The sequence below is a fragment of the Thermosipho sp. 1070 genome (genome assembly GCF_001682135.1).
GTDB lineage: Bacteria > Thermotogota > Thermotogae > Thermotogales > Fervidobacteriaceae > Thermosipho > Thermosipho affectus.
In genome coordinates, this window is sequence record NZ_CP007121.1 from 1,292,393 (window position 1) to 1,316,858 (window position 24,466).

General features: G+C 32.0%; 26 protein-coding genes. 14 read left to right on the plus strand and 12 right to left on the minus strand.

Translation table 11 applies throughout. The annotated features are described in order from the left end of the window. Positions 1 to 3 precede the first annotated feature (3 nt). A complete protein-coding gene (locus tag Y592_RS06525) occupies positions 4 to 984 on the minus strand; it encodes a CheR family methyltransferase (RefSeq protein ID WP_075666188.1) in 981 nt (326 codons plus the stop codon). Positions 985 to 1,046: 62 nt separating this feature from the next. On the opposite strand from Y592_RS06525, the gene Y592_RS06530 reads away from it, so the two are divergent. Genes Y592_RS06530 through rny form a run of 10 tightly spaced genes read left to right on the plus strand, consistent with a single transcriptional unit; the run spans position 1,047 to position 10,450 of the window. Beyond that, entirely contained in the window at positions 1,047 to 1,973 is a 927-nt protein-coding gene (locus Y592_RS06530; protein WP_075666189.1) for a DNA polymerase III subunit delta, read from the plus strand. Continuing rightward, positions 1,974 to 4,055, plus strand: a complete 2,082-nt coding sequence (locus Y592_RS06535) for an efflux RND transporter permease subunit (RefSeq protein ID WP_232218171.1) — start codon at positions 1,974 to 1,976, stop codon at positions 4,053 to 4,055. Between the two features lie 7 nt (positions 4,056 to 4,062). Then, positions 4,063 to 4,590 carry a hypothetical protein gene (locus Y592_RS06540; RefSeq protein ID WP_075666190.1) on the plus strand — a complete coding sequence of 176 codons (528 nt, stop codon included), beginning with the start codon at positions 4,063 to 4,065 and terminating at the stop codon, positions 4,588 to 4,590. After that, complete coding sequence (locus Y592_RS06545) at positions 4,578 to 5,117, plus strand: DUF4416 family protein (RefSeq protein WP_075666191.1); 540 nt, start codon at positions 4,578 to 4,580, stop codon at positions 5,115 to 5,117. The genes Y592_RS06540 and Y592_RS06545 overlap by 13 nt, the downstream gene beginning before the upstream one ends. A gap of 4 nt (positions 5,118 to 5,121) precedes the next feature. Continuing rightward, positions 5,122 to 6,408 carry a 30S ribosomal protein S12 methylthiotransferase RimO gene (rimO, locus tag Y592_RS06550; protein WP_075666192.1) on the plus strand — a complete coding sequence of 429 codons (1,287 nt, stop codon included), beginning with the start codon at positions 5,122 to 5,124 and terminating at the stop codon, positions 6,406 to 6,408. 1 nt (position 6,409) lies between these two features. Continuing rightward, positions 6,410 to 6,931, plus strand: a complete 522-nt coding sequence (gene pgsA, locus Y592_RS06555; protein WP_075666193.1) for a CDP-diacylglycerol--glycerol-3-phosphate 3-phosphatidyltransferase — start codon at positions 6,410 to 6,412, stop codon at positions 6,929 to 6,931. Positions 6,932 to 6,937: 6 nt separating this feature from the next. Further along, on the plus strand, positions 6,938 to 7,507 hold the full coding sequence (gene thpR, locus Y592_RS06560; RefSeq protein WP_075666194.1) for an RNA 2',3'-cyclic phosphodiesterase: 570 nt from the start codon (positions 6,938 to 6,940) through the stop codon (positions 7,505 to 7,507). Next, positions 7,500 to 8,549, plus strand: a complete 1,050-nt coding sequence (gene recA, locus Y592_RS06565) for a recombinase RecA (RefSeq protein WP_075666195.1) — start codon at positions 7,500 to 7,502, stop codon at positions 8,547 to 8,549. The genes thpR and recA overlap by 8 nt, the downstream gene beginning before the upstream one ends. After that, entirely contained in the window at positions 8,527 to 8,916 is a 390-nt protein-coding gene (locus Y592_RS06570) for a regulatory protein RecX (protein ID WP_075666196.1), read from the plus strand. The genes recA and Y592_RS06570 overlap by 23 nt, the downstream gene beginning before the upstream one ends. A gap of 1 nt (position 8,917) precedes the next feature. Next, a complete protein-coding gene (gene rny / locus Y592_RS06575) occupies positions 8,918 to 10,450 on the plus strand; it encodes a ribonuclease Y (protein WP_075666197.1) in 1,533 nt (510 codons plus the stop codon). Between the two features lie 23 nt (positions 10,451 to 10,473). Here the strand turns inward: rny and Y592_RS06580 are convergent, their stop codons facing one another. Together Y592_RS06580 and Y592_RS06585 are read right to left on the minus strand one after the other, a co-directional pair. Continuing rightward, positions 10,474 to 11,577, minus strand: a complete 1,104-nt coding sequence (locus Y592_RS06580; protein WP_075666198.1) for an ABC transporter ATP-binding protein — start codon at positions 11,575 to 11,577, stop codon at positions 10,474 to 10,476. An 11-nt stretch (positions 11,578 to 11,588) separates the two neighbouring features. Then, complete coding sequence (locus tag Y592_RS06585) at positions 11,589 to 11,843, minus strand: type II toxin-antitoxin system Phd/YefM family antitoxin (RefSeq protein ID WP_232218172.1); 255 nt, start codon at positions 11,841 to 11,843, stop codon at positions 11,589 to 11,591. A 141-nt stretch (positions 11,844 to 11,984) separates the two neighbouring features. Between Y592_RS06585 and Y592_RS06590 the strand changes: the two genes are divergently transcribed. From Y592_RS06590 to Y592_RS06605, 4 genes are all read left to right on the plus strand, one after another. Continuing rightward, a complete protein-coding gene (locus Y592_RS06590) occupies positions 11,985 to 13,433 on the plus strand; it encodes a radical SAM protein (protein WP_075666200.1) in 1,449 nt (482 codons plus the stop codon). 41 nt (positions 13,434 to 13,474) lie between these two features. Then, entirely contained in the window at positions 13,475 to 14,029 is a 555-nt protein-coding gene (locus tag Y592_RS06595; RefSeq protein WP_075666201.1) for a TetR/AcrR family transcriptional regulator, read from the plus strand. A gap of 73 nt (positions 14,030 to 14,102) precedes the next feature. After that, complete coding sequence (gene rpmE / locus Y592_RS06600) at positions 14,103 to 14,312, plus strand: 50S ribosomal protein L31 (protein ID WP_075666202.1); 210 nt, start codon at positions 14,103 to 14,105, stop codon at positions 14,310 to 14,312. 63 nt (positions 14,313 to 14,375) lie between these two features. Then, the gene (locus tag Y592_RS06605) at positions 14,376 to 14,747 is read left to right on the plus strand and encodes a S1 RNA-binding domain-containing protein (RefSeq protein ID WP_075666203.1); all 372 of its coding nucleotides are present in this window, start codon (positions 14,376 to 14,378) and stop codon (positions 14,745 to 14,747) included. A gap of 101 nt (positions 14,748 to 14,848) precedes the next feature. Here the strand turns inward: Y592_RS06605 and nuoF (Y592_RS06610) are convergent, their stop codons facing one another. From nuoF (Y592_RS06610) to gltX, 9 genes are all read right to left on the minus strand, one after another. Then, on the minus strand, positions 14,849 to 16,459 hold the full coding sequence (nuoF, locus tag Y592_RS06610; RefSeq protein WP_075666204.1) for an NADH-quinone oxidoreductase subunit NuoF: 1,611 nt from the start codon (positions 16,457 to 16,459) through the stop codon (positions 14,849 to 14,851). Further along, the gene (locus tag Y592_RS06615) at positions 16,456 to 16,938 is read right to left on the minus strand and encodes an NADH-quinone oxidoreductase subunit NuoE family protein (protein WP_075666205.1); all 483 of its coding nucleotides are present in this window, start codon (positions 16,936 to 16,938) and stop codon (positions 16,456 to 16,458) included. The genes nuoF (Y592_RS06610) and Y592_RS06615 overlap by 4 nt, the downstream gene beginning before the upstream one ends. 20 nt (positions 16,939 to 16,958) lie before the next feature. Further along, positions 16,959 to 18,767, minus strand: a complete 1,809-nt coding sequence (nuoF, locus tag Y592_RS06620) for an NADH-quinone oxidoreductase subunit NuoF (protein ID WP_075666206.1) — start codon at positions 18,765 to 18,767, stop codon at positions 16,959 to 16,961. Between the two features lie 15 nt (positions 18,768 to 18,782). Further along, on the minus strand, positions 18,783 to 19,160 hold the full coding sequence (locus Y592_RS06625) for a (2Fe-2S) ferredoxin domain-containing protein (protein ID WP_075666207.1): 378 nt from the start codon (positions 19,158 to 19,160) through the stop codon (positions 18,783 to 18,785). Beyond that, a complete protein-coding gene (locus Y592_RS06630; protein ID WP_075666208.1) occupies positions 19,160 to 19,654 on the minus strand; it encodes an NADH-quinone oxidoreductase subunit NuoE family protein in 495 nt (164 codons plus the stop codon). The genes Y592_RS06625 and Y592_RS06630 overlap by 1 nt, the downstream gene beginning before the upstream one ends. Positions 19,655 to 19,825: 171 nt before the next feature. After that, positions 19,826 to 20,731, minus strand: a complete 906-nt coding sequence (gene ftcD, locus Y592_RS06635) for a glutamate formimidoyltransferase (protein WP_075666209.1) — start codon at positions 20,729 to 20,731, stop codon at positions 19,826 to 19,828. Continuing rightward, complete coding sequence (locus tag Y592_RS06640; RefSeq protein WP_075666210.1) at positions 20,728 to 21,495, minus strand: inositol monophosphatase family protein; 768 nt, start codon at positions 21,493 to 21,495, stop codon at positions 20,728 to 20,730. Before Y592_RS06640 ends, ftcD begins: the two co-directional genes overlap by 4 nt. Further along, positions 21,488 to 23,092: a penicillin-binding transpeptidase domain-containing protein gene (locus Y592_RS06645; protein WP_075666211.1), complete on the minus strand. Its 1,605-nt coding sequence runs from the start codon at positions 23,090 to 23,092 to the stop codon at positions 21,488 to 21,490. Before Y592_RS06645 ends, Y592_RS06640 begins: the two co-directional genes overlap by 8 nt. Then, entirely contained in the window at positions 23,082 to 24,464 is a 1,383-nt protein-coding gene (gene gltX, locus Y592_RS06650; RefSeq protein WP_075666212.1) for a glutamate--tRNA ligase, read from the minus strand. Before gltX ends, Y592_RS06645 begins: the two co-directional genes overlap by 11 nt. Positions 24,465 to 24,466 lie beyond the last annotated feature (2 nt).

The following is a 24,466-nucleotide window of genomic DNA, read 5'->3' on the forward strand; positions in this document are numbered from 1 at the left end:
AGTTCACTCCTTAAGGAGGTATTTTAATTGCCATATTTCATCATCGTTATTTTGATTTAAAAGTACTGCCACTTTATAGGATTTTTTAGCATCATTTATCTTATTAAGTTTTATTTCTAAGAAAGTTTTATATTTGAATACCATGTAGGATAGAGGAATTTTTTTAGATAGCCCCTTTATTATTCTGTAAGCTTTTTCATATTCCTCGTTTTCAATGTAATTTTCAACTAGGTGAATTTCATCTTCAAAATCAAGTTCTTTTTCGGAAATTTTTGGAACATATTTTTCTTTTATTTTTTTTGTTTTTTTCAATATGTATGGAACATCTATAGGGATGAAAAAATCATATAACGCAGGATGATATTCACCTTGACCCAAAACTACATATCCATTTTCTTTTGTTAGTTCAAAAAGTTTCTTAGCCATTCTTTTTTGCTCAGGTATATATATTAGGACTCTCCTTATAAATATTATATCAAATTTATCATTCAAAATTTCCATTATATTTTTATTGTAAAATTCGACATATTTTTTATACTTTTCTTTTACATAAAATGTATTGCCTACTACGTTAAAATATTTTCTTATTTCTGTGTTAGTAAGAAATCGTACACTCCAAAATTTGTATTTTCCATTTTTTGCTTCTTTAATTCTATCGGAATTTATATCTATACCTATTATTTTTGCATTCAAGTTTAAATCATCAATCAAAAACGACAAGGAGTATACTTCTTCTCCTTTTGAGCAACCAACACTTAGGATTTTCCAAAAATTCTTTTTTTTCATGATATTTTTTAAAAACTCAAAAGTTTTTCTATCTCTGAAAAAGTAAGTTTCTCCTATTGTTAAGTTGTCTATTACTAGTTTTTTAAGCATGTTTTCACTTAAATTTTCTACGTTTATTTGTTTTTCTAATCTTTCTACAAGTTTTTTAGAAGTTTTCAAATTTAACTCTTTTAAGATTTTTGATAGTTTTTTTCTCATTTTTCCCCCTAGGCAAATTATACTATAATTTTGTGTGATATAATACGTAAGAGGTGATTTACATGCCAATAATTAATCTTTTTGGGAACTCAGATCTTATGAAAGAAAAGTACGTCGAAAGTTTAAAAGATCGTGTTAAATCAGAATATATAAGAATATATCCAGGATATGATATACCTGTAGTAATTGAAAAATTGTCAAATTTGGGGTTGTTTTCAGAGAACGTAATAGTAGATATAATTGATTTTGATAAATTTAAAACAAGTGAAAGAAAAAAAATATTGGAGTTGAATGTTTCAGATAAAGATTTTTTGATTTTAAGGACACAAAATAAGATTAAGGGATTAAAAGTTGAAGAATTTAAGTTACCAAATGTTTGGGAAGAAGAAAAATGGAAGAAGTTGATATCAAAATTTTTAGTTGATGAAGGTTTGAAAAATGATGAAGAGCTAATTAATTTGTTATTTGAAAATGTAGGGCCTAATGAATATGCAATTTATAATGAGATAAAAAAGTTAAAAGTTTTTGGGAAAGATTTATCTATTGAATTGGCAAAAGATTTGATACACAAATATACTACTTCAAAGTTGGATGATTTTTGTTTCATGATTTCTGAGAAAAGGAAGGAAGTATTCAAATGTGTAAAAGAAATAACAAAAGATTATGAATTTCCTAAAATAGTTTACAGTTTGGCCAATCATTTTATCTCATTATACAAATTAGCGATTTATGCAAATGGTAAGGTACGCTTTAGTTGGCCCGAGATTTCAAAAATTTCAAGAGAGTTGAAAGTTTCAAGCTCAAAGATAGCAAGATTTGTAGGATTTAAGTTTAAAAATCAAAGATTTGAACCAGTAAACCACTTAATTACTTATGATTTAGACAAAATAGAGGCTATAATAAAAAGATTGTATTTTTTAGATAGAGCTGTTAAAACTGGAGGTGTTGTGGATGTTGAATTGTTGAATTTTATTAAGGAGGTGTGGTAATTGTTTTACGAAAAATATGCAAAAAAGATAATGGTATTTCTAATGATAATTAATGTTACTTTCTTTATTGGATTGTTTAGGATAAAGTTGAAAGCAGATTTTTCACTTTTTAAATTGGAAAATTCAAAGTATGAAAAAATTTTAAATGAGATGGAAAAAGATTTTTCATCTGAAAACCAACTAAATTTATTAGTAGAATTTGACTTTAATCCATTAAGTCTAGAAGGGTTAAAGAAAATTAGAGAGTTAAATGAAAAATTGGAGGGAATTGATGGAATAGGGAAGGTTGTTTCCCCACTTCCAAAAGAGATACCTGTGGGATTTAGAAAGGTGAATATTTCAAATATAACAGAAGAGAATTTTAAGTTGGCTAGATCTTTTCTTGAAAAACTTAATACGGTTTTGAAAAAGGATGGAAAGTACTATGTTATGTTTTATATTTTTCCAGAGAAAAAGGTAGTGTCAGAGATAGATAAAGTAATTAATATACCGCATTATTTTGCAGGTAGTGCATATTTGCAAGAAAAAATTTACGATTATTTGTTGTTAATTATCTTTACTATTCCGCCTATCGCAATTTTAACCATATTTATTGTGTTTAAATGGAGATTAGGTGGAATAAAGCCTACGTTATTTTCTGTTTTTCCCGCGGGAATGGGTGCATTGTGGACTCTTGGATTTATAGGTTGGACTGTGAAGGAGATTTCAATTTTGACAATACTTGCACCTATTTTCACGATAATTATGGGAAGTGCGGATGGATTGCACTTTGTTTCTCATTTTATGGATAACAAAGAGAAAAATGATAAATTTGGTGCTTTAAGGGAGACATTTAGAAGTACTGGTGTTGCAATGATTTTAACTACAATAACAACAGTTGCTGGCTTTTTATCACTAGTGATAATAGATTCTCGATCTTTAGCTCAAATGGGCAAATTTAGTGCACTTGGTGTTACTTTTGCAGGTATTGCCACTTGGTTTTTTTTGCCGGTTGTACTCCTAAAGAGTGATATAACACCTAGAAAGGAAAAAAGTAGAATATCGGTAATGTTTAAGAATTTTATAGGTAGAAAGTCTGTGATTTTTACGATATTTATATTATTAGTGTTTTTACCAGGGATGTATTTTGTAGATAATAATTTTTATATGTTGGATCTTTATAAAGAATATACTTCCGTTAAAAAAAATGTAGATGTTGTAAGTAAAGTTGCAGGTGTTTCCGTACCAGTATATGGATATTTTAAAACCAATGATTTGCTATTACCGGATTTTGCAGATAAAATATTGAATTTTGAGAAGAGTTTATCTAATGTTAAGGCGGTTTCGTTTTACGATATAATGAAAAACATAAATGAGAAGGTCCTAGGACAAAAAGGTTATCCAAAGAATATTTTTCAGGTAAAAGTACTTTTAAATTTAATTCCACCTATTTACGATAATTTTATAAATTTGGAAAGCTTGTCGGGGAGAATTTTGATTTTTCCAAAAGAAATTAACAATGAAATTTTAACTGATATAGAGAAAAAAGCTCCATCAAGTGTAAAGATAACAGGTACTCCGTACATTATGAAAGAGATGAATGAGGTATTAGTCCCTCAACAGATAAAGTCTTTATTACTTGCAGTACTTTTGGTGTTTTTGATTGTCTTGATTAGATTAAAAAACTTAAAGGAATCTTTTATTTCAATTTTGCCTATTTCCTTGTCTTTGCTAGTTATGTTTGGGTTCATGGGCTACTTCAATATAAAATTGAGTATAATTACTGCAACAATGGGAAGTATTGTGGTTGGAGTTGGTATAGACTATGCTATTCACTTTATTGAGAGTTATAACTACTATTTAAAAATTTTAAAGAATAAAAAACTTGCCATTGAAAAATCTTTTGATGTAACTTCAAAACCTATTTTGGCAAACGCATTAGGACTTGCAATAGGTCTTTCGGTTTTACTCTTGTCTCCTTTGAAAATACATGAATATTTAGTTGGAATAATGTGGGTTTCTATGATTACAAGCTCAATTTTTAGTTTGACACTTTTACCTACTTTACTGTTTATTGCAAATTCGGATAGAAATGGAGTATAATATTAATATGGATGGCTGGAAGGAAATATCATATATTTTAAAAAAAGAGGTAGCATCCTCTAAGGTTTCGTTATTAAAACTTTCAGAAAAGCTGGAAATAGATATTGAAAATCTCCGAAGATATTTTGAAGGAGACTTTTCTGGCGAGCCTGAATTTATCAAAGATGATTTAAAAAAACTGAGGTTTTTTTTTAATATTTCTGAAGACCTCACTACTTTATTTGAACTTGGGAAAAGTCAAAGAGAATTTCCATTAAAAAGGTTAAAAAATATATATGTAATTTATTTTTTGCTTTTTATCAGTGGTTTGTTATTTTTTATTTCTGTAAAATTGTTAATTGAAATTTATAAAGCTCCTTTAGTGACTTTAAGGTCGCAAAAAGAGATTGTTGTTGATGGAAAAGTTGGAAGGATATTTTCACTTGGGATAGGAGAGCATGTAGTAAATGGAAAAGCTTTGCTTTTGAAAATCAACAATGAGAAAAAGCTAATCAATATGGATAATTTTAAGGTGGTGATAAAATGGGAAAAATAAGAAAGGTAGATATGGTTAACTTAGTCATGTTTTTTTTCTCTTCTCAAGTTGAATATTGGTTTGAGGAAGTTAAGAATAGATTGATAGAATATTTTGGCCCTATTGATTACAAATCCGAGATTTTAGATTTTGAAAAATATACATTGTATTATAACAAAGAGATGGGTGAAGGTGTACGTGGAATATTAATAAGTTTTGAAAGACTTATCCATCCTGCACAACTTGCAGATATAAAAAATATTACTAATAATATTGAAAATGGATTTGCGGTGAATGGAAATAGAAGATTTAATATTGATCCAGGTTATATTCACCATATGCAATTTGTACTGGCAACTACAAAAATGTGGCCACATAGAATATACATTGGAAAAGGAATATATGCAGAACCTACATTGATGTACATTAATGGAAGGTGGAAGGATTACGATTTTACATATCCGAATTATAAAGAAGAAGAATACAAAAAAGAATTGGAAATAATAAGGTTAATGTATCTTGAAAAGAGAAAAAAGTTTTTGAGGTGAAATGATGAATTTTTATGTGGATGTTTTAGGATGTCCAAAAAATGAAGCAGATTGTGCAATATTAAAGGCTCATTTGAAAAAAATGGGAAATAACGTGGTGGATAATTTAAGTGAAGCAGATGCGGTGATTGTTGATACTTGTGGTTTTATTTTGAATGCTAAAAAGGAATCTATTGAGGAGATATTAACATATGTGGAATTAAAGAAAGAAAGGAATTTAAAGGTTTTTGTAACAGGTTGTTTAGTACAAAGATTTGGAAAGGAATTGAGAAAAGAAATACCGGAAGTTGACGGATGGTTTGGTGTTGTAGAACCGGAAAAGATTGCGGAAAATATAGGTAAAAAAAGTGTTATCCCCGATATGCCAAATGCGGTTTATAATTTTTATGGACGAGTTGATAACAAACAATATGCGTATGTGAAAATTTCAGATGGTTGTGATAGAGCGTGTAGTTTTTGTACTATTCCGTTATTCAAAGGTAGTTTTAAGAGTAGAAAAATTGAGGACTTGTTGAATGAAGTAAAGTTTTTAGTTGATTCTGGGATAAAAGAAGTAATATTGGTGGCACAGGATACAACGGGATATGGTATAGATCTTTACGGAGAGCAAAAATTACCTGAGCTTTTAAAAAGGATAAACGATATACCTGGAGATTTTTGGGTTAGGGTTATGTATATGCATCCCGATCATATCACAGATAAGATTATTGAAGCTTTTTCTTATGAAAAAGTTTTAAAATATTTCGATATGCCTATTCAATATGCAAGTAATAATATACTACGATTAATGAATAGAACTAGAAAAGTAGAAGAACTCCTATTGTTGATTAATAAAATTAGGAATTTTTACAGCAATGCCGTTTTGAGGACAGGTATAATTGTGGGATTTCCAGGTGAAACAGATGAGGAGTTTCAAAAAATGCTTGAGTTTATAAAGGAGGTAAAATTTGATAGATTAGGTGCATTTTTGTATTCAGATGAAGAAGAGGCAGCTTCCTTTAAACTAGATGGAAAAGTTCCAAGGAAATTGGCTGAAGAAAGATTGGAAGAATTAATGGATATTCAAGCTCAAATTTCTTTGGAAAAAAACGAAAAACTTGTGGGAAAGGTATTAAAAGTATTATTTGACGAAGAAGAAGCAGGAGTTTTAGTTGGAAGAAGCTATATGGATGCTCCAGAGATTGACGGTAGTGTATTTGTTAAGGGGAATTTTAAAAAGGGGTTTTTTAATGTAAAGATTACTTCTGCAGACATCTATGACTTAGAAGGAGAATTTATTGAGGAGTGGTAGTTTGAATATTCCAAATACTATTACTTGGGCTAGGGTACTTTTAACTGCTGTTATAGTTTTTTTGATTTTGAAGGGATTTTTTTTATTTGCATTTGCGTTATTTCTAATTGCAGCTATTAGCGACTATTTTGATGGATATTTTGCAAGAAAATTAAATCAGGTAACTAACTTTGGTAAAATTTTCGATCAAATGAGTGATAAGATATTTATTACGAGCATTTTGATAGCTTTTGTAGAGCTTAACTTAGTTCCAAGTTGGATAGTCATAGTTATAGTTTTTAGGGATACGTTGGTTACTACAGTAAGAATGGCAGCTCTTGTGTCTAATCAAGTAATTGCTGCAAATTACTTTGGAAAGTTAAAAACTGTTTCTCAAATGATTTGGATAGTTGTTCTATTTTTGAAAAGTATAGGATATAACGTTTATATGGTAGATGATATCTTGGCGTATGTAGTAGTATTTTTTACCATTGCTTCTGGAATTTTGTATCTTGGACAAAATATTAGAGTTTTGAAGGGGTGATTTTAATTGCGAACGTTTGTTGCACTTGATATAACTGATGAAGTCAAAAAGGTATCTGAGGAAGTTATATCAAAGTTAAAGCGTATGGGGTTTAAGGCTTCGTGGGTTTCTTCTGAGAATTTACATCTTACATTATTTTTTCTAGGAGATATCGATAAAGAAAAGGTAGAGTTATTATCAGAGAAACTTCACAAAAGGCTAGCTGGATTTCCCAGTTTTTCTTTTAATGTTACTGAATTTGGCTTTTTTAGATTCAAACATTTGCCTAGAGTGTTTTTCTTAAAGGTGGAACAAAATAAAATATTACAAACACTTTATCTTGAAATGCGCTCAGAGATGAAGAAAATGCGCATTTCATTTGATGATAAGGGAAATTTTGTACCGCATGTTACTTTGGGAAGGTTAAAGTATAGTCCAGAAAACTGGGAGGAACTTGTCAAGGATATTGACATTCCAAAGATGATTGTTCCTGTTGATAAAGTAACTATTTATTCTTCTACTTTGACACCTACTGGACCAATATACAAATGGTTGTATAGGGTGAAATTTGAAGGAGGTTTAGACAGAAATGAATGATAATAAGCAAAAAAAAGAAGTATTAAAAAAAGCCATTGGAAAAATTGAAAAGACGTATGGAAAAGGTTCAATAATGTTTTTAGGAGAAGAAAGTAGTGTTCAAAATATTGAAACTATATCAAGTGGTTCTGTGGCAATTGATATTGCTTCAGGTGTTGGAGGGTATCCAAGGGGAAGAATAATAGAAATTTATGGACCAGAGTCTAGTGGTAAAACCACAATAGCATTGCATGCAATAGCTTCGGCACAAAAAACTGGAGGTATTGCTGCTTTTATCGATGCAGAGCATGCACTTGATCCGGTTTATGCAAAAAATTTAGGGGTGAATGTTGAAAATTTGCTTATTGCTCAACCAGATTATGGAGAACAGGCACTTGAAATAGTTGATGAACTTGTAAGAAGCAATGCTGTGGATCTTATTGTAATTGATTCTGTTGCAGCTTTGGTTCCTAGAGCTGAAATTGAAGGGGCAATGGGGGATGTACAGGTGGGGCTTCAGGCAAGGTTAATGTCTCAAGCTTTAAGAAAGCTTGCTGGAAATATAAACAAGTCTAAAACTGTGGTTATATTTATAAATCAAACTCGTATGAAAATTGGTGTTATGTATGGGAACCCTGAAACGACTACAGGTGGTGTTGCGTTGAAATTTTACGCTACTATGAGACTTGAAGTTAGAAGTATAGGAAAGATAACAGAAGGGAAAGAGAATATAGGAAATCAAGTTAGGATTAAATTTGTAAAAAATAAGGTTGCGCCACCATTTAAAGAAGCAATTGTCGATGTTATATATGGAAGGGGAATTGTGAGAGAAAACGAATTGTTTAATTTAGCGGTTGATGAAGGATTAATTTCTAGAAGAGGAAGTTGGTTCTCATATGTGGATTCTTTGGATACAGAACACTCCTTAGGTCAGGGAAAGAACAATTCGTTGGAATATCTTTTAAACCATCCTGAATTGTTGAATGAAATAGAGGAAAAAATAAGGGAAAAGCATGGTTTACTAAAGAAAGGTGAAACAAGTGAAGAAGAATCCTCTAAGTGATGCTCTGAGACTTTTAAAATATAGAGCGCGTTCTGAAATGGAAATTAAAACTCGATTAAAGTCAAAAGGATATTCAACGTGTGAAATAGAAGAAGTTGTTTTACAATTAAAAGAGAAAGGTTTTTTAGACGATGAAAAGTTTGCGTATCTTTATGCATATGATTCATTGACGTTAAAAAAGAAAGGTCCATTTTTAATAAGATTGGAATTACAAAAATTGGGTGTTGATGAGTTTATAATTGAAGATGCATTGAGTAGAGTATTAGAGGAAGTGGATGTGGAGAAAATAAAAACGGAAATAACAAAGAATTTAGACGAAAGAAAAGCAAAAGAATACCTATACAGAAGAGGATTTGGAGGTGAATAAGATGTTGACATATATACTAACGGGAATAGGATTATTAATTGGTGCATTTTCGGGATATGTTATCGCAAAGAAAAAAATAGAAAAGCAACTTTTGATTACAAAGCAAGATGCAGAGCATATAATAAAAAATGCGGAAAAAGAAGCAAGTGAAATCAAAAAGAAAGCCGTTATTGAGTCAAGAGAAGAACTCCACAGGATGAGGGAAGAGTGGGAAAAAGAAAAGAAAGAAAGAGAAGAGGAAATTAGATATTTAGAAGATAGATTGATGAAACGAGAAGAAATGTTGTCAAAAAGGGAAGAACTCCTTGATAAAAAGGAAAGTTATATTGAAGAGATGAGAAAGGAATTAGATGCAAAACAAAAAGATCTAATTGAAAAAGAAAAAGAATTAACTGAAAGATTTGAAAGACTTGCTGGTATAACCCCTGAGCAAGCTAAAGAAATGGTTTTGGAAGAGGCGCGTGAAAAATATGAATATGAAATAGCAAAAGTTTATTCTCAAATAAAATCAAGGTACGAAGAAGATTCTGAAAAGTATGCTAAAAAGGTAATAGCAGATGCTATTCAAAGGTATGCGCCAGAATATGCAGGTGAAGTGACGGTAAGTACCATAATGTTGCCAAACGATGATATGAAGGGAAGGTTAATTGGTAGAGAAGGTAGGAATATAAGGGCATTTGAAAAAGTAACTGGAGTTGACTTGATAATAGATGATACCCCTGAGATGGTTACCGTAAGTTGTTTTAATCCTTTAAGGAGGGAAATTGCAAGGAGAACTATAGAAAAATTAGTAGCTGATGGTAGAATACATCCAACGAGAATAGAAGAAATGTATGAAAAATCAAAATCTGAGGTTGAGAAGGTAATAAGAGAGGCAGGACAAGAGGCAACATTCGTTACAGGTGTTGGAGGTTTACATCCAGAAGTTATTAAGTTACTTGGAAGATTGAAATTTAGAACAAGTTACGGTCAAAATGTTTTGAATCATTCTATAGAAGTGGCATTAATTGCGGGATTAATAGCATCTGAATTAGGTGTAAATGTTGAAAAAGCAAAACGTGGAGGACTATTACACGATATTGGAAAAGCTCTTGATCACGAAGTTGAGGGTTCACATACAGTAATTGGTGCAGAAATTCTAAAAAGATATGGTGAAAGCCGAGAAATAATAAACATGGTAATGGCACATCATGGAGAAGAAGAACCAATGACACCAGAAGCGGTTATAGTTGCTGCTGCAGATGCCCTATCAGCAGCACGTCCGGGTGCAAGAAGAGAAGATGTGGAAAATTACATTAAAAGACTCATCAAACTTGAAGAAATAGCAAAGAGTTTTAAATATGTGGAGAATGCGTATGCAATTCAAGCAGGAAGAGAAGTCAGAGTTATTGTTCAACCGGATAAAATTGATGATGCATTAGCAGATAAACTATCCCATGATATTGCAATAAAAATTGAAGAGGAATTACAATATCCCGGTGTTTTAAAAGTGGTAGTTATTAGAGAGAAAAGAAGTGTAGCTTATGCAAAATAAAAGGCTCCTTGTGGAGCCTTTTATTATATAATAGCTTTGCCTGTTTCTTTATCGAATATGTGCATGGTATTCATATCAAATACTACGTCGATCTCTTGTTCTTCTTTTGCCTCAGTTTTGGGATCAACAACTGCTATAAACTTGTCATTTCCAGATACAAGATGTAGTATTGTTTCACTTCCAAGTGGTTCAACAACATCTACTTTCGTTCTTGCCGTGTTTTCTCCTTCTTTTGGAGCCATGGCGAACATTTTGTCATAAATATTTTCAGGCCTTATACCAAAGATAACATCGCTGTCAATATATTTTTCCAATTTTTCCGCAATTTGTTCTGGAATTTTTAATTTTAAACCACTTGATTTAATCCAAAGACCATTTTCCTTTATAATTTTTGCGTCAATAAAATTCATTGCAGGACTTCCAATAAAGCCTGCAACAAATGTGTTTGCCGGTTTATTGTATATTTCATGTGGTGTTCCAATTTGTTGAATTACTCCATCTTTCATAACAATAATTTTGTCCGCCATTGTCATAGCTTCTATTTGATCGTGGGTTACGTAAACTATTGTAGCTTCTAATCTGTGATGTAATTTCTTTAATTCAGATCTCATTTGGACTCTTAATTTTGCATCTAAGTTTGATAAAGGTTCATCAAAGAGGAATACTTTTGGATTTCTAACAATTGCCCTGCCAACTGCTACTCTTTGCCTTTGACCACCTGAAAGTTGTCTTGGCTTTCTATCAAGGTACTCTTCAATACTTAAAATTTTGGCAGCTTCTCTAACTCTTCTTTCAATTTCATCTTTTGGGACCTTTCGAAGTTTTAGACCAAACGCCATGTTATCATAGACTGTCATGTGTGGATACAAAGCGTAATTTTGGAAAACCATTGCAATGTCTCTATCTTTTGGTTCAACATCGTTCATAACTTTTCCAGCGATTTTTAATGTACCTTTTGTGATTTCCTCAAGACCTGCTATCATTCTCAATGTAGTTGTTTTTCCACATCCAGATGGACCAAGAAGTACAACAAATTCTTTATCTTCGATTGTAAAGGTTGCATCTTTAACTGCTTCGACCTTACCATCGTAAATCTTCCATACGTGTTCTAATTCAACTTTAGCCATACGGGCACCTCCTATTTATCATCAAATATATCTTCAGGTTTTAATTTGGTATGTAATGAAGGATCACCAACTTCTAATAAATAAAGTTCCCAAATGTTTTCTAAAAAAGTCAATAATTTTTCAAATTTTTCATAGTTTATGATTACTGAGACTGGTTTTCCGTTTTTTGTTATTATTACATTATTATTCGTGGATTCTTCTACAACCTTTGAAAATTTTGCCTTTGCTTCTGCAAGATTATAATACAAATTTTTGTCTTTTAACAAAATAACACCCCTGACTATAATTATAGTCATTTTTTTGCAAAATTTTGATGTAGAACTCAAACGTAACATTTTCGAAACTTTTAAGAAATATTATAGGTGTAAAATTTGACTGAACGGTCAATAAAAAATGGAGGTGGAAATATGGCTGTAGGTGGAATTAAGGGTATGATTTATAGGCAAGCTGGTAAGATGATTAATTCGTTTGTAAGAAAAGCAGATACAAAAGCCTTTTCGAAATTGTTATTCACCGTTGGTGCATTAAGTAAAGAACCGGCAAAAAGTGGGCTTAAAAAATTGGGATTAATGGCTCAAGAAGATCATCCTATGATAAAAAAGTGGATTGAAATTTTCCAAAAGTCAAGTCCAAAGTGTACCGAAAAGATTATTAACAATCTTATTATAAATGAATTTGCAATAGGAGAGCCCTTGAGACAAAAAATAATGGAGAAAGAAAAAGTTGTTTTACCAAAATTAGGGGTCATAAGCCCTACTTATGCATGTAATCTACAATGTATTGGTTGTTATGCAGGACTTTACGGAAGAAAATACGAACTTTCAAAAGATGAAGTAAGGAGCGTGTTAAGACAAGGAGAAGAACTTGGGATTTACTTTTGGATAATTACAGGTGGAGAGCCTTTCTATTGGCCACATTTATTTGATATTTTGGAAGAATTTGATCAACATTATTTCATGATTTACTCAAATGGTATATTAATTACTGAAGAAAAAGCAAAGAGATTAGCAGAACTTGGTAATGCAACTATTGCAATTTCTGTTGAAGGATTTGAAGAACAAACTGATTGGAGAAGAGGAAAAGGGGTATTCAAATCAATTCAAAATACTTGGGAAAGATTGAGAAGATATGGCGTTCCATTTGGAGCAAGTGTGACTGCTACAAAAGTTAATCATGATACAATTATGAAAGATGAATTTTGGGATTTCTTGGAAGAAAATGAGGTTAAATATGTTTGGGTATTCCAATTTATGCCAGTTGGGATGAATCCAACTATGGATCTTGTGCCAACTCCAAAGCAAAGATACGAAAGATTCTTCAAAACAGATGAAATGAGACTTAGTGGAAGATTTGCATTTGTTGCGGATTTCTGGAATCACGGATTTTTAACACATGGTTGTCTCTCTTCTGGTTCAAAATATTTCCATGTAAATGCAAAAGGATATGTTGAACCATGTGTTTTCCAACAATTTGCAAAGGATAGTATCAGAGAAAAATCATTGCTTGAAATATTTAAATCTCCGTTCTTTGAGGCGTACAAGAGAATGATTCCATTTTCAAATAATTTGTTTAGACCATGCCCAATTATTGATAATCCAAAAGTATTTAGAGCAATGGTTAAACATTTTGATGCTATACCACAACATGAGGGTTCCGAAAGAGTTGTAACAGAACTTGCTCCAGAAATTGATAAATTAGCTGAAGAATGGAAAGAGTATGCAGATAAACTTTGGTATGAACAAGGTTATGTTGAGAGATATCCTGTTAATAGAGGAATTTACAATTATGAAACGAGAATGAAAAGGTATGCAAATAGAGAAGAAGCTTTGAAAGTAGATAAAAAATTAGAGATTTAATTTTGTAAGGGGGTACTCCCCTTACATTATGAGGTGAGTATGTGTCTAAAAGAAATACAAAACAATTGATATTAAAAGCTGCAAAGGAAGCATTTTCCAAAAAAGGATATGATGCGGTAAGTATAGATGAAATAGCACAAATTGCTGGGGTGCGAAAATCTCTTATTTATTATTACTTTCCCAGCAAGGAGGCGCTTTTTGAAGAAGTTTGGGTTAATTCCATTGAAGAATTGGAAAATGAGATTTTTGGTGTTAGCAAAGATGAACCGACTTATATTTCAAAAATAAAAAATTTTTTAAGAAGGTACATTGATTTTTTGACTAGTAAAAAAGAAATATCAGAATTGTTGAGAAAGGAAAAAGCAAAGGTACTTGATCAAGATAATTGGGTGAATGCAAAGGATAGGTACGAGGGATTTTTGAAGAAGATAGAGATGTTAATTATTGAAGGTAAAAATAAGAATGTAATAAAAGAAGATGTTGATCCCAAGGCAGCTACTGAGATGATTGCAAGTGTTGACTCTGTTCCAAGAAAGAGTTTATTAAGAGCAGTTGAAAATATGTTAATAAAAATTTTACTTAAAGATAACACTTAGACTTTACTTTAAATATTTATATGGTATAATATTGATGATATTAAATTAGGAAAATCTAGGAGAGGTGAGAAAATTGAAAAAAGGAATTCACCCGGAAATGAAATTGATTACGGTAAAATGTGCGTGTGGTGCTGAACATAAGTTTTATAGCGCAAAGGAAAATATAAGGATCGATGTGTGCTCTAGTTGCCATCCATTTTACAAGGGTGCTGGTGCTGCTGGTATGATAGTTGACACGGAAGGAAGAATTGAAAAGTTTAAGAAAAAATATAATCTAAAATAATTGCAATTGCCGGGAGCATTGCTCCCAAATTATTTTTTTAAACCATAGGGAGGTTTTGTGTATATGGAAGTTGGGCAAGTAGTAAAAGGTAAAGTAGTAGAGATACTAAAATTTGGAGCAAATGTCGAACTAGAAGATGGTGAGAAGGCATTTATTCATATCTCAAAGATTGCGCCAACGTATGTGAGGTCTGTGAACGATTATTTGAAAGTTGGTCAAGAAGTAGAAGGAAAGATTTTGGGAAAAACAAGAGATGGTAAATGGGAGTTAACACTTAAAGAATCTTCTTCAAATTCAAATGATGAGGAAAAAGGGAAAAAGTCAAATAGCGATTTTGAAAGGAAGTTAGCTAAATTTATGAAAGATAGTGACAGAAAGCATTCAGAATATAGGAAGAGATTAGACAAAAAAAGAGGAAAAAAGAATAGAAGATAAGTAGAAGGGCGGGGAAGCGCCCTTTTGTTTGTTTTCATGGGTTTGTGTTAAATAGTTAATAGTAGAAATATGGCTCCAATTATCTGGAGCCATATTTTTTATTATTTTACTTTTGATTTTTTCTTTTTAGGGACTCTTTTACATATATTTGCTATACAGTGTTTGTTTTCAATATGGTCTAAAAATTCATCTTTAAAATTATTAATCAATGAGAGTAAAGGTACTGGGAAACTTTGACCAAGACCACAAAGTGCTGTTTCTCTTGCCGTATTTGCAATTTCAATCAAGTTATCAAGATCTGTTTTAGTTGCTTGAAATTGTCCCATTTTTTCCAAAATTTTTACTGCCATTTTTGTTCCTTCTCTACAAGGTGTACATTTTCCACAAGATTCATGTCTAAAGAATTCCATTACATTTTTTGCAATATCAATAACGCAGTGGGTATCATTTACACCTAAGATTACACCAGAACCTAAACTTACTCCATATTTTGCAAATGAATCATAGTCTAATGGTGTATCAAATTTGCTTTCATCAATAAATGTACCTGCAATACCACCAGTTTGAACCATTTTAAGATTTTCACCTGATACACCGCCTGCGTATACCAACAGTTCTTTGACTGTTATGCCCATGGGGAGTTCAACGATACCTCTGTTGTTTAAGTTCCCAGCAAAACAGAAAACTTTTGTTCCTGGTGAATTTTCAGTACCAAATTGTCTGAACCAATCTGCACCGTTTAATATTATTTGTGGTATATTTGCCAGTGTTTCAACATTATTTATTACTGTTGGTTTACCAAACAAACCACTTTGCGGTGGATATGGAGGTTTCAATCTAGGTCTTCCAGCATGTCCTTCAATAGATTCTAATAAAGCAGTTTCTTCTCCACAAATATACGCACCTGCACCTAGTCTTATTGATAGATCAAAGTTAAAGCCACTATTTAGTATATTTTTGCCCAAAAAACCATATTCATATGCATCATGGATAGCCTTTTTAATATTTTCAACTGAACCGTAATATTCGCCTCTTATGTAAATGTAGCCTTTGGTTGCCCCAACGGTATATCCTGCTATTACCATTGCTTCAATTATACTATGTGGATCACCTTCCATTATTAACCTATCTTTGTACGTTCCAGGCTCACCCTCATCGGCGTTACAAACTATATATTTTTGATCAGAATTTGTTTTAAATGTAAATTCCCATTTCAAACCCGTTGGAAAACCTGCACCGCCTCGACCACGAAGACCACTTTTTTTTATTTCCTCTATTATATTTTCTGGCTTCATTTCTAAAGCTTTTGCAAGTGCAAAGTATCCGTTGTTTGCTATATATTCTTCTATATTTTTAGGGTCTATTTTTCCAATGTTTCTTGTTACGATTCTTATTTCTTTTGTTAATGATTCCTTTTTTGTAATTAAATTTTTGTGATTAATTTCAAGATCCAGGACTTTTCTCCCTTTTAAAATGTGCTCCTCAAAAATTTTTACAACATCTTCTTTTGTTTTTGCAGAATAAAATACATTATCTGGCATAACTGCAATAGTTACACCATTGTAATTGCCAAGTGTACCAGTTTCAAGAATATCTACAATATTGTCAAAGTTATAATCTTTTACTAATGATTTTAAAAGTTTTAAGAACTCTTTTGCACCCAATAATACACTGTTACTATCAACAGAAATTAATATAGTGATAGGTTTCATATATTCTCACCCCTTTTTAATTTATTTATTATTTCTCTTACTTTTTTTGGGGTGAGATCACCATAGTATTCGTTGTTTATCATTATGACAGGAGAAACACCACAAAGGCCTAAACAGCTTGTTTCTTCAAGTGTAAATAACCCATCATCTGTTGTTTGATTAAAATCTATTTTTAATTCTTCTTTTAGTGTTTTGATTATTTCCCTTCCATTTGCAACATGACATGGTAAACTAGTACATACTCTGATTAAATACTTACCTCTTTTTTTGATGGAAAACATCGAATAGAAGGTGAGAACTTCATATACTTTGGATAAGGGAATATTTAATTCTTCACTTACTAGTTTTACTGCTTCCTCTGGTATGTAGTTACCTTCTATTGTTTCTTGAATCTTGTGAAGTGTATAAATTAAAATATCTCTTTCTTCCAATCTTTCTGATTTTGCATGTGAAATAATTTTTTTGATTTCAGTGAGCATAGCGCGACCCCCTTTTTTCTTTATTCAATTGCAGGTGTTACTTTGCTTATTGCGCCAAATCTACAGACTTCTATACAACTTCCACATTTTACACAAGCTGATTGGTCTATTTCATGGACTTTCCTTACTTCGCCAGAAATACAACTTGAAGGACATACCCTAGCACAAGCTGTACAACCTACACATTTTTCTGGATCTATAACGTAACTAATAAGTGCTTTACATTTGCTAGCAGGACATTTTTTCTCTCTCACATGTGCAAGATACTCATCTTTGTAGTATCTTAAAGTAGATAGTACGGGATTTGGCGCAGTTTGTCCAAGACCACAAAGCGAAGAGTCTTTAATAACGTTACCTAGATTTTCCAAGATTTCTATATCTTCTTCTGTTCCTTCGCCTTTTGTTATTTTATCCAAAATTTCATACATCTTTTTTGTTCCTTCTCTACAAGGTGTACATTTTCCACATGATTCATCTACAGTAAATTCTAAGAAAAACTTTGCAACATCGACCATACAATCGTCCTCATCTAAAACTATTAAACCACCAGAACCAACTATTGCTCCCAGTTTTTGTAGTGATTCGTAATCAACTGGTGTATCGAAATACTCTTCTGGTATGACACCACCGCTTGGTCCCCCAGTTTGAACTGCTTTAATCTTTTTACCAGTTGGAGATCCTCCGCCAATTTCGTATATAAGTTCTCTTAATGTAATTCCCATAGGTACTTCAACCAAACCTGTATTTTTAACTTTACCAGCCAGCGCAAAAACTTTTGTTCCAGGTGATTTTTCTGTCCCCCACTGTCTAAACCAATTTGCGCCGTGGTATATAATCGGTGGAACACATGCTAATGTTTCAACGTTATTTATATTACTTGGTTTTCCCCACAATCCTTTTTGTGCTGGGAATGGAGGTTTTACCCTTGGTTGTCCTCTTTTTCCTTCAATTGAGTGCATTAAAGCGGTTTCCTCACCACACACAAATGCCCCTGCCCCAATCCTTATTTCTATGTCGAACGAAAAATCTGTTCCTAGAATATTTTCTCCCAAGAAACCATATTCCCTTGCTTGATTTAAGGCCACCGTTAATCTTTCAATTGCAATTGGATATTCAGCTCTTAAATAGACAAAACCTTTTGTTGCTCCGATTGCATATCCTGCTATGGTCATAGCTTCAATTATGGTGTGTGGATCTCCTTCGAGAATTGATCTATCCATAAAGGCGCCTGGGTCTCCTTCGTCAGCGTTACATATCATATACTTTTCGTCACCAGGAGATTTCCTTGCGAACTCCCATTTTAAGCCAGTTGGAAAACCTGCACCACCTCTTCCACGAAGCCCACTATCTTTAACAACTTGTATAACTTCCTCCGGTTTCATTTCTTTTAGTGCTTTGTGTAATGCAAAATAACCATCTCTTGCTATATATTCATCAATATTTAACGGATCAATAATTCCCACATTTCTAGTTGCTATTTTTACTTGCCTTGAGAAGAAAGGAATTTCTTTTTGTGGTTGTGGGACTATTTTTCCTTTATCACCTTGATAAAGGTATTCCTCTACAATTCTACCTTTTAGAAGATGTTCTTCAACAATTTTTTCTGCAGCTTCTGGCGTTAATTTTTGATAGTAAACCCCTTCTGGATGTATTACCATTATTGGCCCTAAACTACAAGCACCCATACAACCAGTTTCAACGATTTTTATATTATCTTGTAAATTGTATTCTTTAATTTTTCTTTCTAATACATCTTTTACACTTTCTTCACCTGCGGAAATACAGGCTCCACCAGCACAAATAAGAATTGTATTTGTTTCTAAAGGCATTATTTTTCTACCTCCTTATTCTTCTCCTTTTTTTACTATCAAATCACCTACAAGCTCACCGGCAACTATATGGGACTTTATAATTCTTCTTGCATTTTCGGGATTTACGTGTCCATAAGTAATGGGGACTTCCCCATTTATTTCCACTTTTATAGTTGGTTCAACTTCGCATAATCCCATGCAACCAGATTGGACAACTGATATATCGTCAATGTTTAATTCATTTAACGTTTCCACTATTGCATTTAAAGTATCTTTCGCGCCTGCAGCTATTCCACATGTCCCCATTGCAACTGTTATTTTTCCCCTTTTTCCTTCTTCCCTCATTTTAACTTTTTTTAATGTATCTTCTTTTATTTTCATAAGTTCTTCTAAGCTTTTTATTTTACCCATTATTTTCCCTCCCCTTGGAACTTTTTAATAATACTTGGAACCATATCGGGTGTGACTTTACCAAAAAATTCTTTTTCACCTATAAGGACAACAGGTGCCATACTACATGCTCCTAAGCACCTTACACCGTGGACTGAAAAGTTACCATCTTTAGTTACTTCGCCTTCATTTACTCCAAGTTCACTAAGAAACCTTTCCATAACTTTATCTGCACCTTTAACATAACATGCAGTACCCAAACATATCTTAATTTGATTCTTTCCTTTGGGCTTCGTAGAAAAGAAATTGTAGAATGTTACCACACCATAGACAACCGATGTAGGAATCTTAAGCTTTTCAGCAACGTGGTTTTGAACTTCTTCTGGAAGCCAACCAAATAGTTCCTGGGCTTTGTGAAGGACATTAATTAAAATACCTTTTTTTCCTTTTAATTCTTCAATATACGCATCGAGCTCCTTGTAAAGCTCGACATGTTTTTCACAAACTGCCAACATGGCCACCTCCTATTTAGTATTACCATCCAGGTAATATTATAACATTAAAAGTAAAAAAATTCACTTGTGAAATGTTATTTTTAAGATAACATTTTTTTAATTATTCACGATTAATTACTTCAGATAAACAATCCCCTGAGATATCAGGGGATTGTCCAAAATAATATAAATTTATTCAAAAAATGTATTCAATATTTTATTTTCTATTACTCTACTTTCATCAAAATCATCAATCTGTAAATACCAGTTCATAGTTTCAATTGCAGCTCTTAGTGGAATCATTCCAATGATTTCTGAATTTAATACAGGAACACCATATCTTTGGGCTTCTCGTTTTATTGCCTCAAACACTCTAAAAATTGGAGATTTTTTGTAATTTGTCAAATTCATAGAAACTTGAACAATTCTTTTTTCTTTTAATTCCACGCCCATTGCCTTTACATATCTAAAACCACCACTTATATGTCTAACTGCTTTTGCTATTTTATTTGCTATTTCTATATCATTTGTTCCCAGATTGACGTTGAATGCAATTAGGTATTCTCTTGCACCTACTGCAACTACACCTGCGGTGGGATGTACTTTGTCGGGACCAAAATCTGGCTTCCAATTTTGATCTTTGATTTTTTCAAAAAATCCTTCAAATTCTCCCTTTCTAATTTTTGATAAGTTTTCCCTTTCAGGTGAAGTAGCTGATTTTTCGTAAAGATACACAGGAATGTTTAATTCTTTTCCGATTCTTTCTCCTAATTTTTTGGAAATTTCGATACATTCTTCCATTTTTGTATTCATAACTGGAATAAAAGGGATAACGTCCGTTGCACCCATTCGTGGGTGTTCACCTTTGTGAATTCTAAGATCAATAAGCTCAGTAGCTTTTTTTACCATGTCGAATAATGCGTTTTCTATTTCATCTGGTTCACCTACAAGCGTAACAACGGACCTATTGTGATCATGATCCATGGACCAATCGAGGACTTTGACTTTTTTGTATTTTTCCGCTTCTTCGATTATCATTCTGATTTTTTCTATATCCCTTCCCTCACTAAAGTTTGGTACACTTTCGATTAATTTCATACTCCCCCTCCTATTTCATTAGTGATGTTTTTTATATCCTCTAAAATTGATGGCTTTGAAAATATATAACTTTCTCTTTCAAAAATTTTGGGTGTATTACCTTGAAAATTTATAATTTCTCCCCCAGCTTCCTTTACAATCAAATATGCAGCGGCTATATCCCATGGATTTGCACGTTTTGCAATGAAAAAATCAAATTTGTTTGCCGCAACGTAGCATGCAGAAAGAGCGGCACTTCCGAGAATTCTAATTCTTTGAACTTTATTTTCAACTTTTTCAATAAATTTTCCTGTAAATTTTCTGGAGAATCCAACACTTCCAATGGAAAATTTAAGGTCATTTATATCTTTTATTTCAAGTTTTGAGTGGTTTAAATACGCCCCCAGATTTTTCATTGCTAAGAACATTTCTTCGGTAAATGGATTGTATACTACACCAATTAGTGGTGACTTATTTTCATAATATGCAATTGATATGCAAAAATTTGGAAGACCATGGATGTAATTTATAGTTCCATCAATTGGATCAACTACCCACTGATTTTTTCCCATATCTTTTGTGTTATTTTCTTCTGCTAAAATACCATCATCTGGAAAATACTTTTTTATTTCCTGTATTATCATTTCTTGTGCTTTTTTATCGTGTTCTGTTACAAGATCCTGGAAATTTTCCTTTTCTTCAATATTTTTTGCTTTTCCAAAAAATTGCATTAGATAAAATCCAACTGTTTTTGAAATTTCAACTGCTAAATTTAGTCTATTCATTATACTCATCTCCCAATAGATAATCAAATATCTTCCTTGCAAAGGGGGCAGCCATTTCAGCGCCGCTTCCACCATTTTCAAAAAGCACTACAATAGAATACTTTGGAGACTTAAAAGGACCAAACCCTACAAACCACGAATGAGATTTTTTATTTTTACCCACTTCTGCTGTTCCCGTTTTTCCGGCAACTTTGTATTTTGCATCTTTAAAACTATTATATGCCGTACCCCTATCTCGGATTGAACCACTATGTGATGTAACTTCCAAAAGCCCTTCTTTGATTATTGTCCATATTTCTTTTGGAAGATTTATATTCGAATAAGTTGTTTGTGACTTTGCTATATGTGGAATAGGTGTTTTTCCATTATTGGCTATTGTTGTGTAAAAATTTAATAGTTGTAATGGAGTAAGTAATATATAGCCTTGGCCTATTCCTGCTAATATGGTATCACCTGGATACCATATTTCTTTCAACTTTTTTTGTTTCCATTCTCTAGAGGGAAAAATTCCTTCTTTTTCTTCAATATCAATACCTGTTTTCTTATCTATTTTAAAAATATCAGCTACATTTTTAATTTTATCAATTCCCAATTTTAATGCAATGTTATAAAAGTATACATTGCAAGAAACACGAAGAGCTTTAATAAGATCTGTTTCACCATGGCCACTTAAAAGCCAATCATTAAATATTGCAATGGTTTTTCCAGAACTTGATTTGTACTCGAATCTTCCTTTACAATTTACAGTAGCCGGTGTGCTTTCACTTAAAAGATACGCAATGGCAATGAGAGGTTTTATAGAAGAACCTGGGGAATATAATCCCATTGTAGAGCGATTTAAAAGTGGATTTTTTGGATCATTTATTATTTTTCGCCAGGTATATGTATCAATACTGTAGAATTCTTCTTCAATTCCAGGATATGAAACCATGGATAAAATTTCGCCTGTTTTTGTATCTTCTACAATGACAGAAGCAGGTATGTCGATTTCCTTCAATTTAGAATAAATGAACTTTTGAAGATTAAAATCAATAGTAGTATGTAAGTCCTGCCCATTTTCTGGGATTCTTTGTATGATTCGTTGTTTTATTTTTCCGCTTGGAGTTGAAAAAACTAATTCACTTCCTAATTTTCCATCAAGTATGTTATTGTACGTTTTTTCAAGTCCAAAATTTCCCTTTCCATTGGAATTTAAATATCCTATTATATGTAATACTTCTGGTAAGTACCTTCTGATTTCTTTGTATTGGATATAATACCCGAGTTTTTCAATACCGTAGATTTGATGATTTTCAAGTTTTACTTTCCCGCTACTAATTAACTCTGATAATTGTTTTTCTGTCAAAATATTTTTTAATTTATCCATCTCCATATCTTTAGAATAAATTAAAAAAGGGATTTTTTCGCTCCAAGCAAGTTTTATACCGTTTCTATCATAAATAGTTCCTCTTAATCCCTTTGTTAAAATAGTTTGTGTTAACAAAGAATTTAAAAATGCTCTGTGATTTTTTGATTCAAGTATTTGAATTTTTGTAAGGTAAAACACCAAAATGCTAAACATTATTAAAAAAATTACTAGAGTAGATTTATACCTCATGTTTCCCCCTTAATAACTGGGTTTTTTTAAGCCTAATAAGTGTTTTTTCTTTTCCTAAAACTTCAATTGATTCAAATAAACCCGGTGTGACAAGTTTTCCCAATAAAGCACCTCTAATTGTTTGAAAGACCTTTTTTGTGGATAAATTTGTATTTTTTGATATGTCTCTTAAAGTGTTTTCAATAGATGATATATCAAAATTGTCTAATTTTTCAAAGGATTCAATGGCCTGTACAAGTATTATTTCTGCTTCTGGTTTTTTTAAGAACTTATCTATATATTTTTCATCATAAGGGTAATTATCGTCAAAGAAAGGGTATGATATGTCAAATAATTGTTCTAGTGTATTAACCTTTTCCCTACAAATGGAGATAACTTTTTTTGCATACATACTATCTAAATCTATTTTCACATTTATTAGGCTTAGATATCCCCTAAATTTTTCAATCACCTTTTCTATTGGTAACCTTCTTAGGTGTTGACCGTTGATCCACTCTAATTTTTTATAGTTGAAAACTACTGATTTATTGGATATATTAAACGGATCAAAAGCTTTTATTTTATCTGTTATATCAAATATTTCTTCTTCTGTTTTCCAACCCAATATTGCAAGGTAGTTTAATAAAGCATTATTTAAAATACCTATTTCTTTAAAGTAATCAACTGATGTGCCACCGTGTCTTTTACTTAATGGAGTTTTATCATTTCCAAGTATAAGTGGGATATGCATAAATACTGGAGGAGTCCATTCAAATGCGTTGTAGATCATAATTTGTCTGGGTGTATTTGAAAGGTGATCTTCTCCTCTAAATACATGGGAAATTTCCATTAAATGATCATCCACAACAACTGCAAAGTTATAAGTTGGATATCCATTTGATTTTATTATTATAAAATCTTCAAATAAGTTATTTTCAAAACTCATTTCGCCTTTTAAGAGATCCTGAAATTTTGTTTTTCCTTCTTTTGGTGCTTTAAATTTTACAACTATAGAATAATCTTTAAATTTTTTTGGAAATTCGTACGATGTGAATATTTCTTTATTGTCAGAATATACAGCGTAGTATGCCAACTTTTTATCTATTAACTTTTGAGCAAAGTTATTATATATATCTAGTCGTTCACTTTGTCTATATGGTCCAAAATTTCCTCCAATATCTGGTCCTTCGTCCCAATCTATCTCCAACCATTTTAAAGCATTTAAGATTTTTTCTTCATATTTTTTTGTGGAACGTTCTGTATCTGTGTCTTCAATACGGAGTATAAATTTTCCTTTGTTTTTTCTTGCAAAAAGCCAGTTAAAAAGTGCAGTTCTAGCACCACCTACGTGTAGATAGCCTGTTGGACTTGGTGCAAATCTTAGCCTGAACAATA

Coding starts and splice junctions, on each gene's coding strand:
- Y592_RS06525 (WP_075666188.1), bottom strand. CDS start 984: ATGAGAAAAAAACTATCAAAAATCTTAAAAGAGTTAAATTTGAAAACT.
- Y592_RS06530 (WP_075666189.1), top strand. CDS start 1,047: ATGCCAATAATTAATCTTTTTGGGAACTCAGATCTTATGAAAGAAAAG.
- Y592_RS06540 (WP_075666190.1), top strand. CDS start 4,063: ATGGATGGCTGGAAGGAAATATCATATATTTTAAAAAAAGAGGTAGCA.
- Y592_RS06545 (WP_075666191.1), top strand. CDS start 4,578: ATGGGAAAAATAAGAAAGGTAGATATGGTTAACTTAGTCATGTTTTTT.
- rimO (WP_075666192.1), top strand. CDS start 5,122: ATGAATTTTTATGTGGATGTTTTAGGATGTCCAAAAAATGAAGCAGAT.
- recA (WP_075666195.1), top strand. CDS start 7,500: ATGAATGATAATAAGCAAAAAAAAGAAGTATTAAAAAAAGCCATTGGA.
- rny (WP_075666197.1), top strand. CDS start 8,918: ATGTTGACATATATACTAACGGGAATAGGATTATTAATTGGTGCATTT.
- Y592_RS06580 (WP_075666198.1), bottom strand. CDS start 11,577: ATGGCTAAAGTTGAATTAGAACACGTATGGAAGATTTACGATGGTAAG.
- Y592_RS06590 (WP_075666200.1), top strand. CDS start 11,985: ATGGCTGTAGGTGGAATTAAGGGTATGATTTATAGGCAAGCTGGTAAG.
- Y592_RS06605 (WP_075666203.1), top strand. CDS start 14,376: ATGGAAGTTGGGCAAGTAGTAAAAGGTAAAGTAGTAGAGATACTAAAA.
- nuoF (WP_075666204.1), bottom strand. CDS start 16,459: ATGAAACCTATCACTATATTAATTTCTGTTGATAGTAACAGTGTATTA.
- Y592_RS06615 (WP_075666205.1), bottom strand. CDS start 16,938: ATGCTCACTGAAATCAAAAAAATTATTTCACATGCAAAATCAGAAAGA.
- nuoF (WP_075666206.1), bottom strand. CDS start 18,767: ATGCCTTTAGAAACAAATACAATTCTTATTTGTGCTGGTGGAGCCTGT.
- Y592_RS06625 (WP_075666207.1), bottom strand. CDS start 19,160: ATGGGTAAAATAAAAAGCTTAGAAGAACTTATGAAAATAAAAGAAGAT.
- Y592_RS06630 (WP_075666208.1), bottom strand. CDS start 19,654: ATGTTGGCAGTTTGTGAAAAACATGTCGAGCTTTACAAGGAGCTCGAT.
- ftcD (WP_075666209.1), bottom strand. CDS start 20,731: ATGAAATTAATCGAAAGTGTACCAAACTTTAGTGAGGGAAGGGATATA.
- Y592_RS06640 (WP_075666210.1), bottom strand. CDS start 21,495: ATGAATAGACTAAATTTAGCAGTTGAAATTTCAAAAACAGTTGGATTT.
- Y592_RS06645 (WP_075666211.1), bottom strand. CDS start 23,092: ATGAGGTATAAATCTACTCTAGTAATTTTTTTAATAATGTTTAGCATT.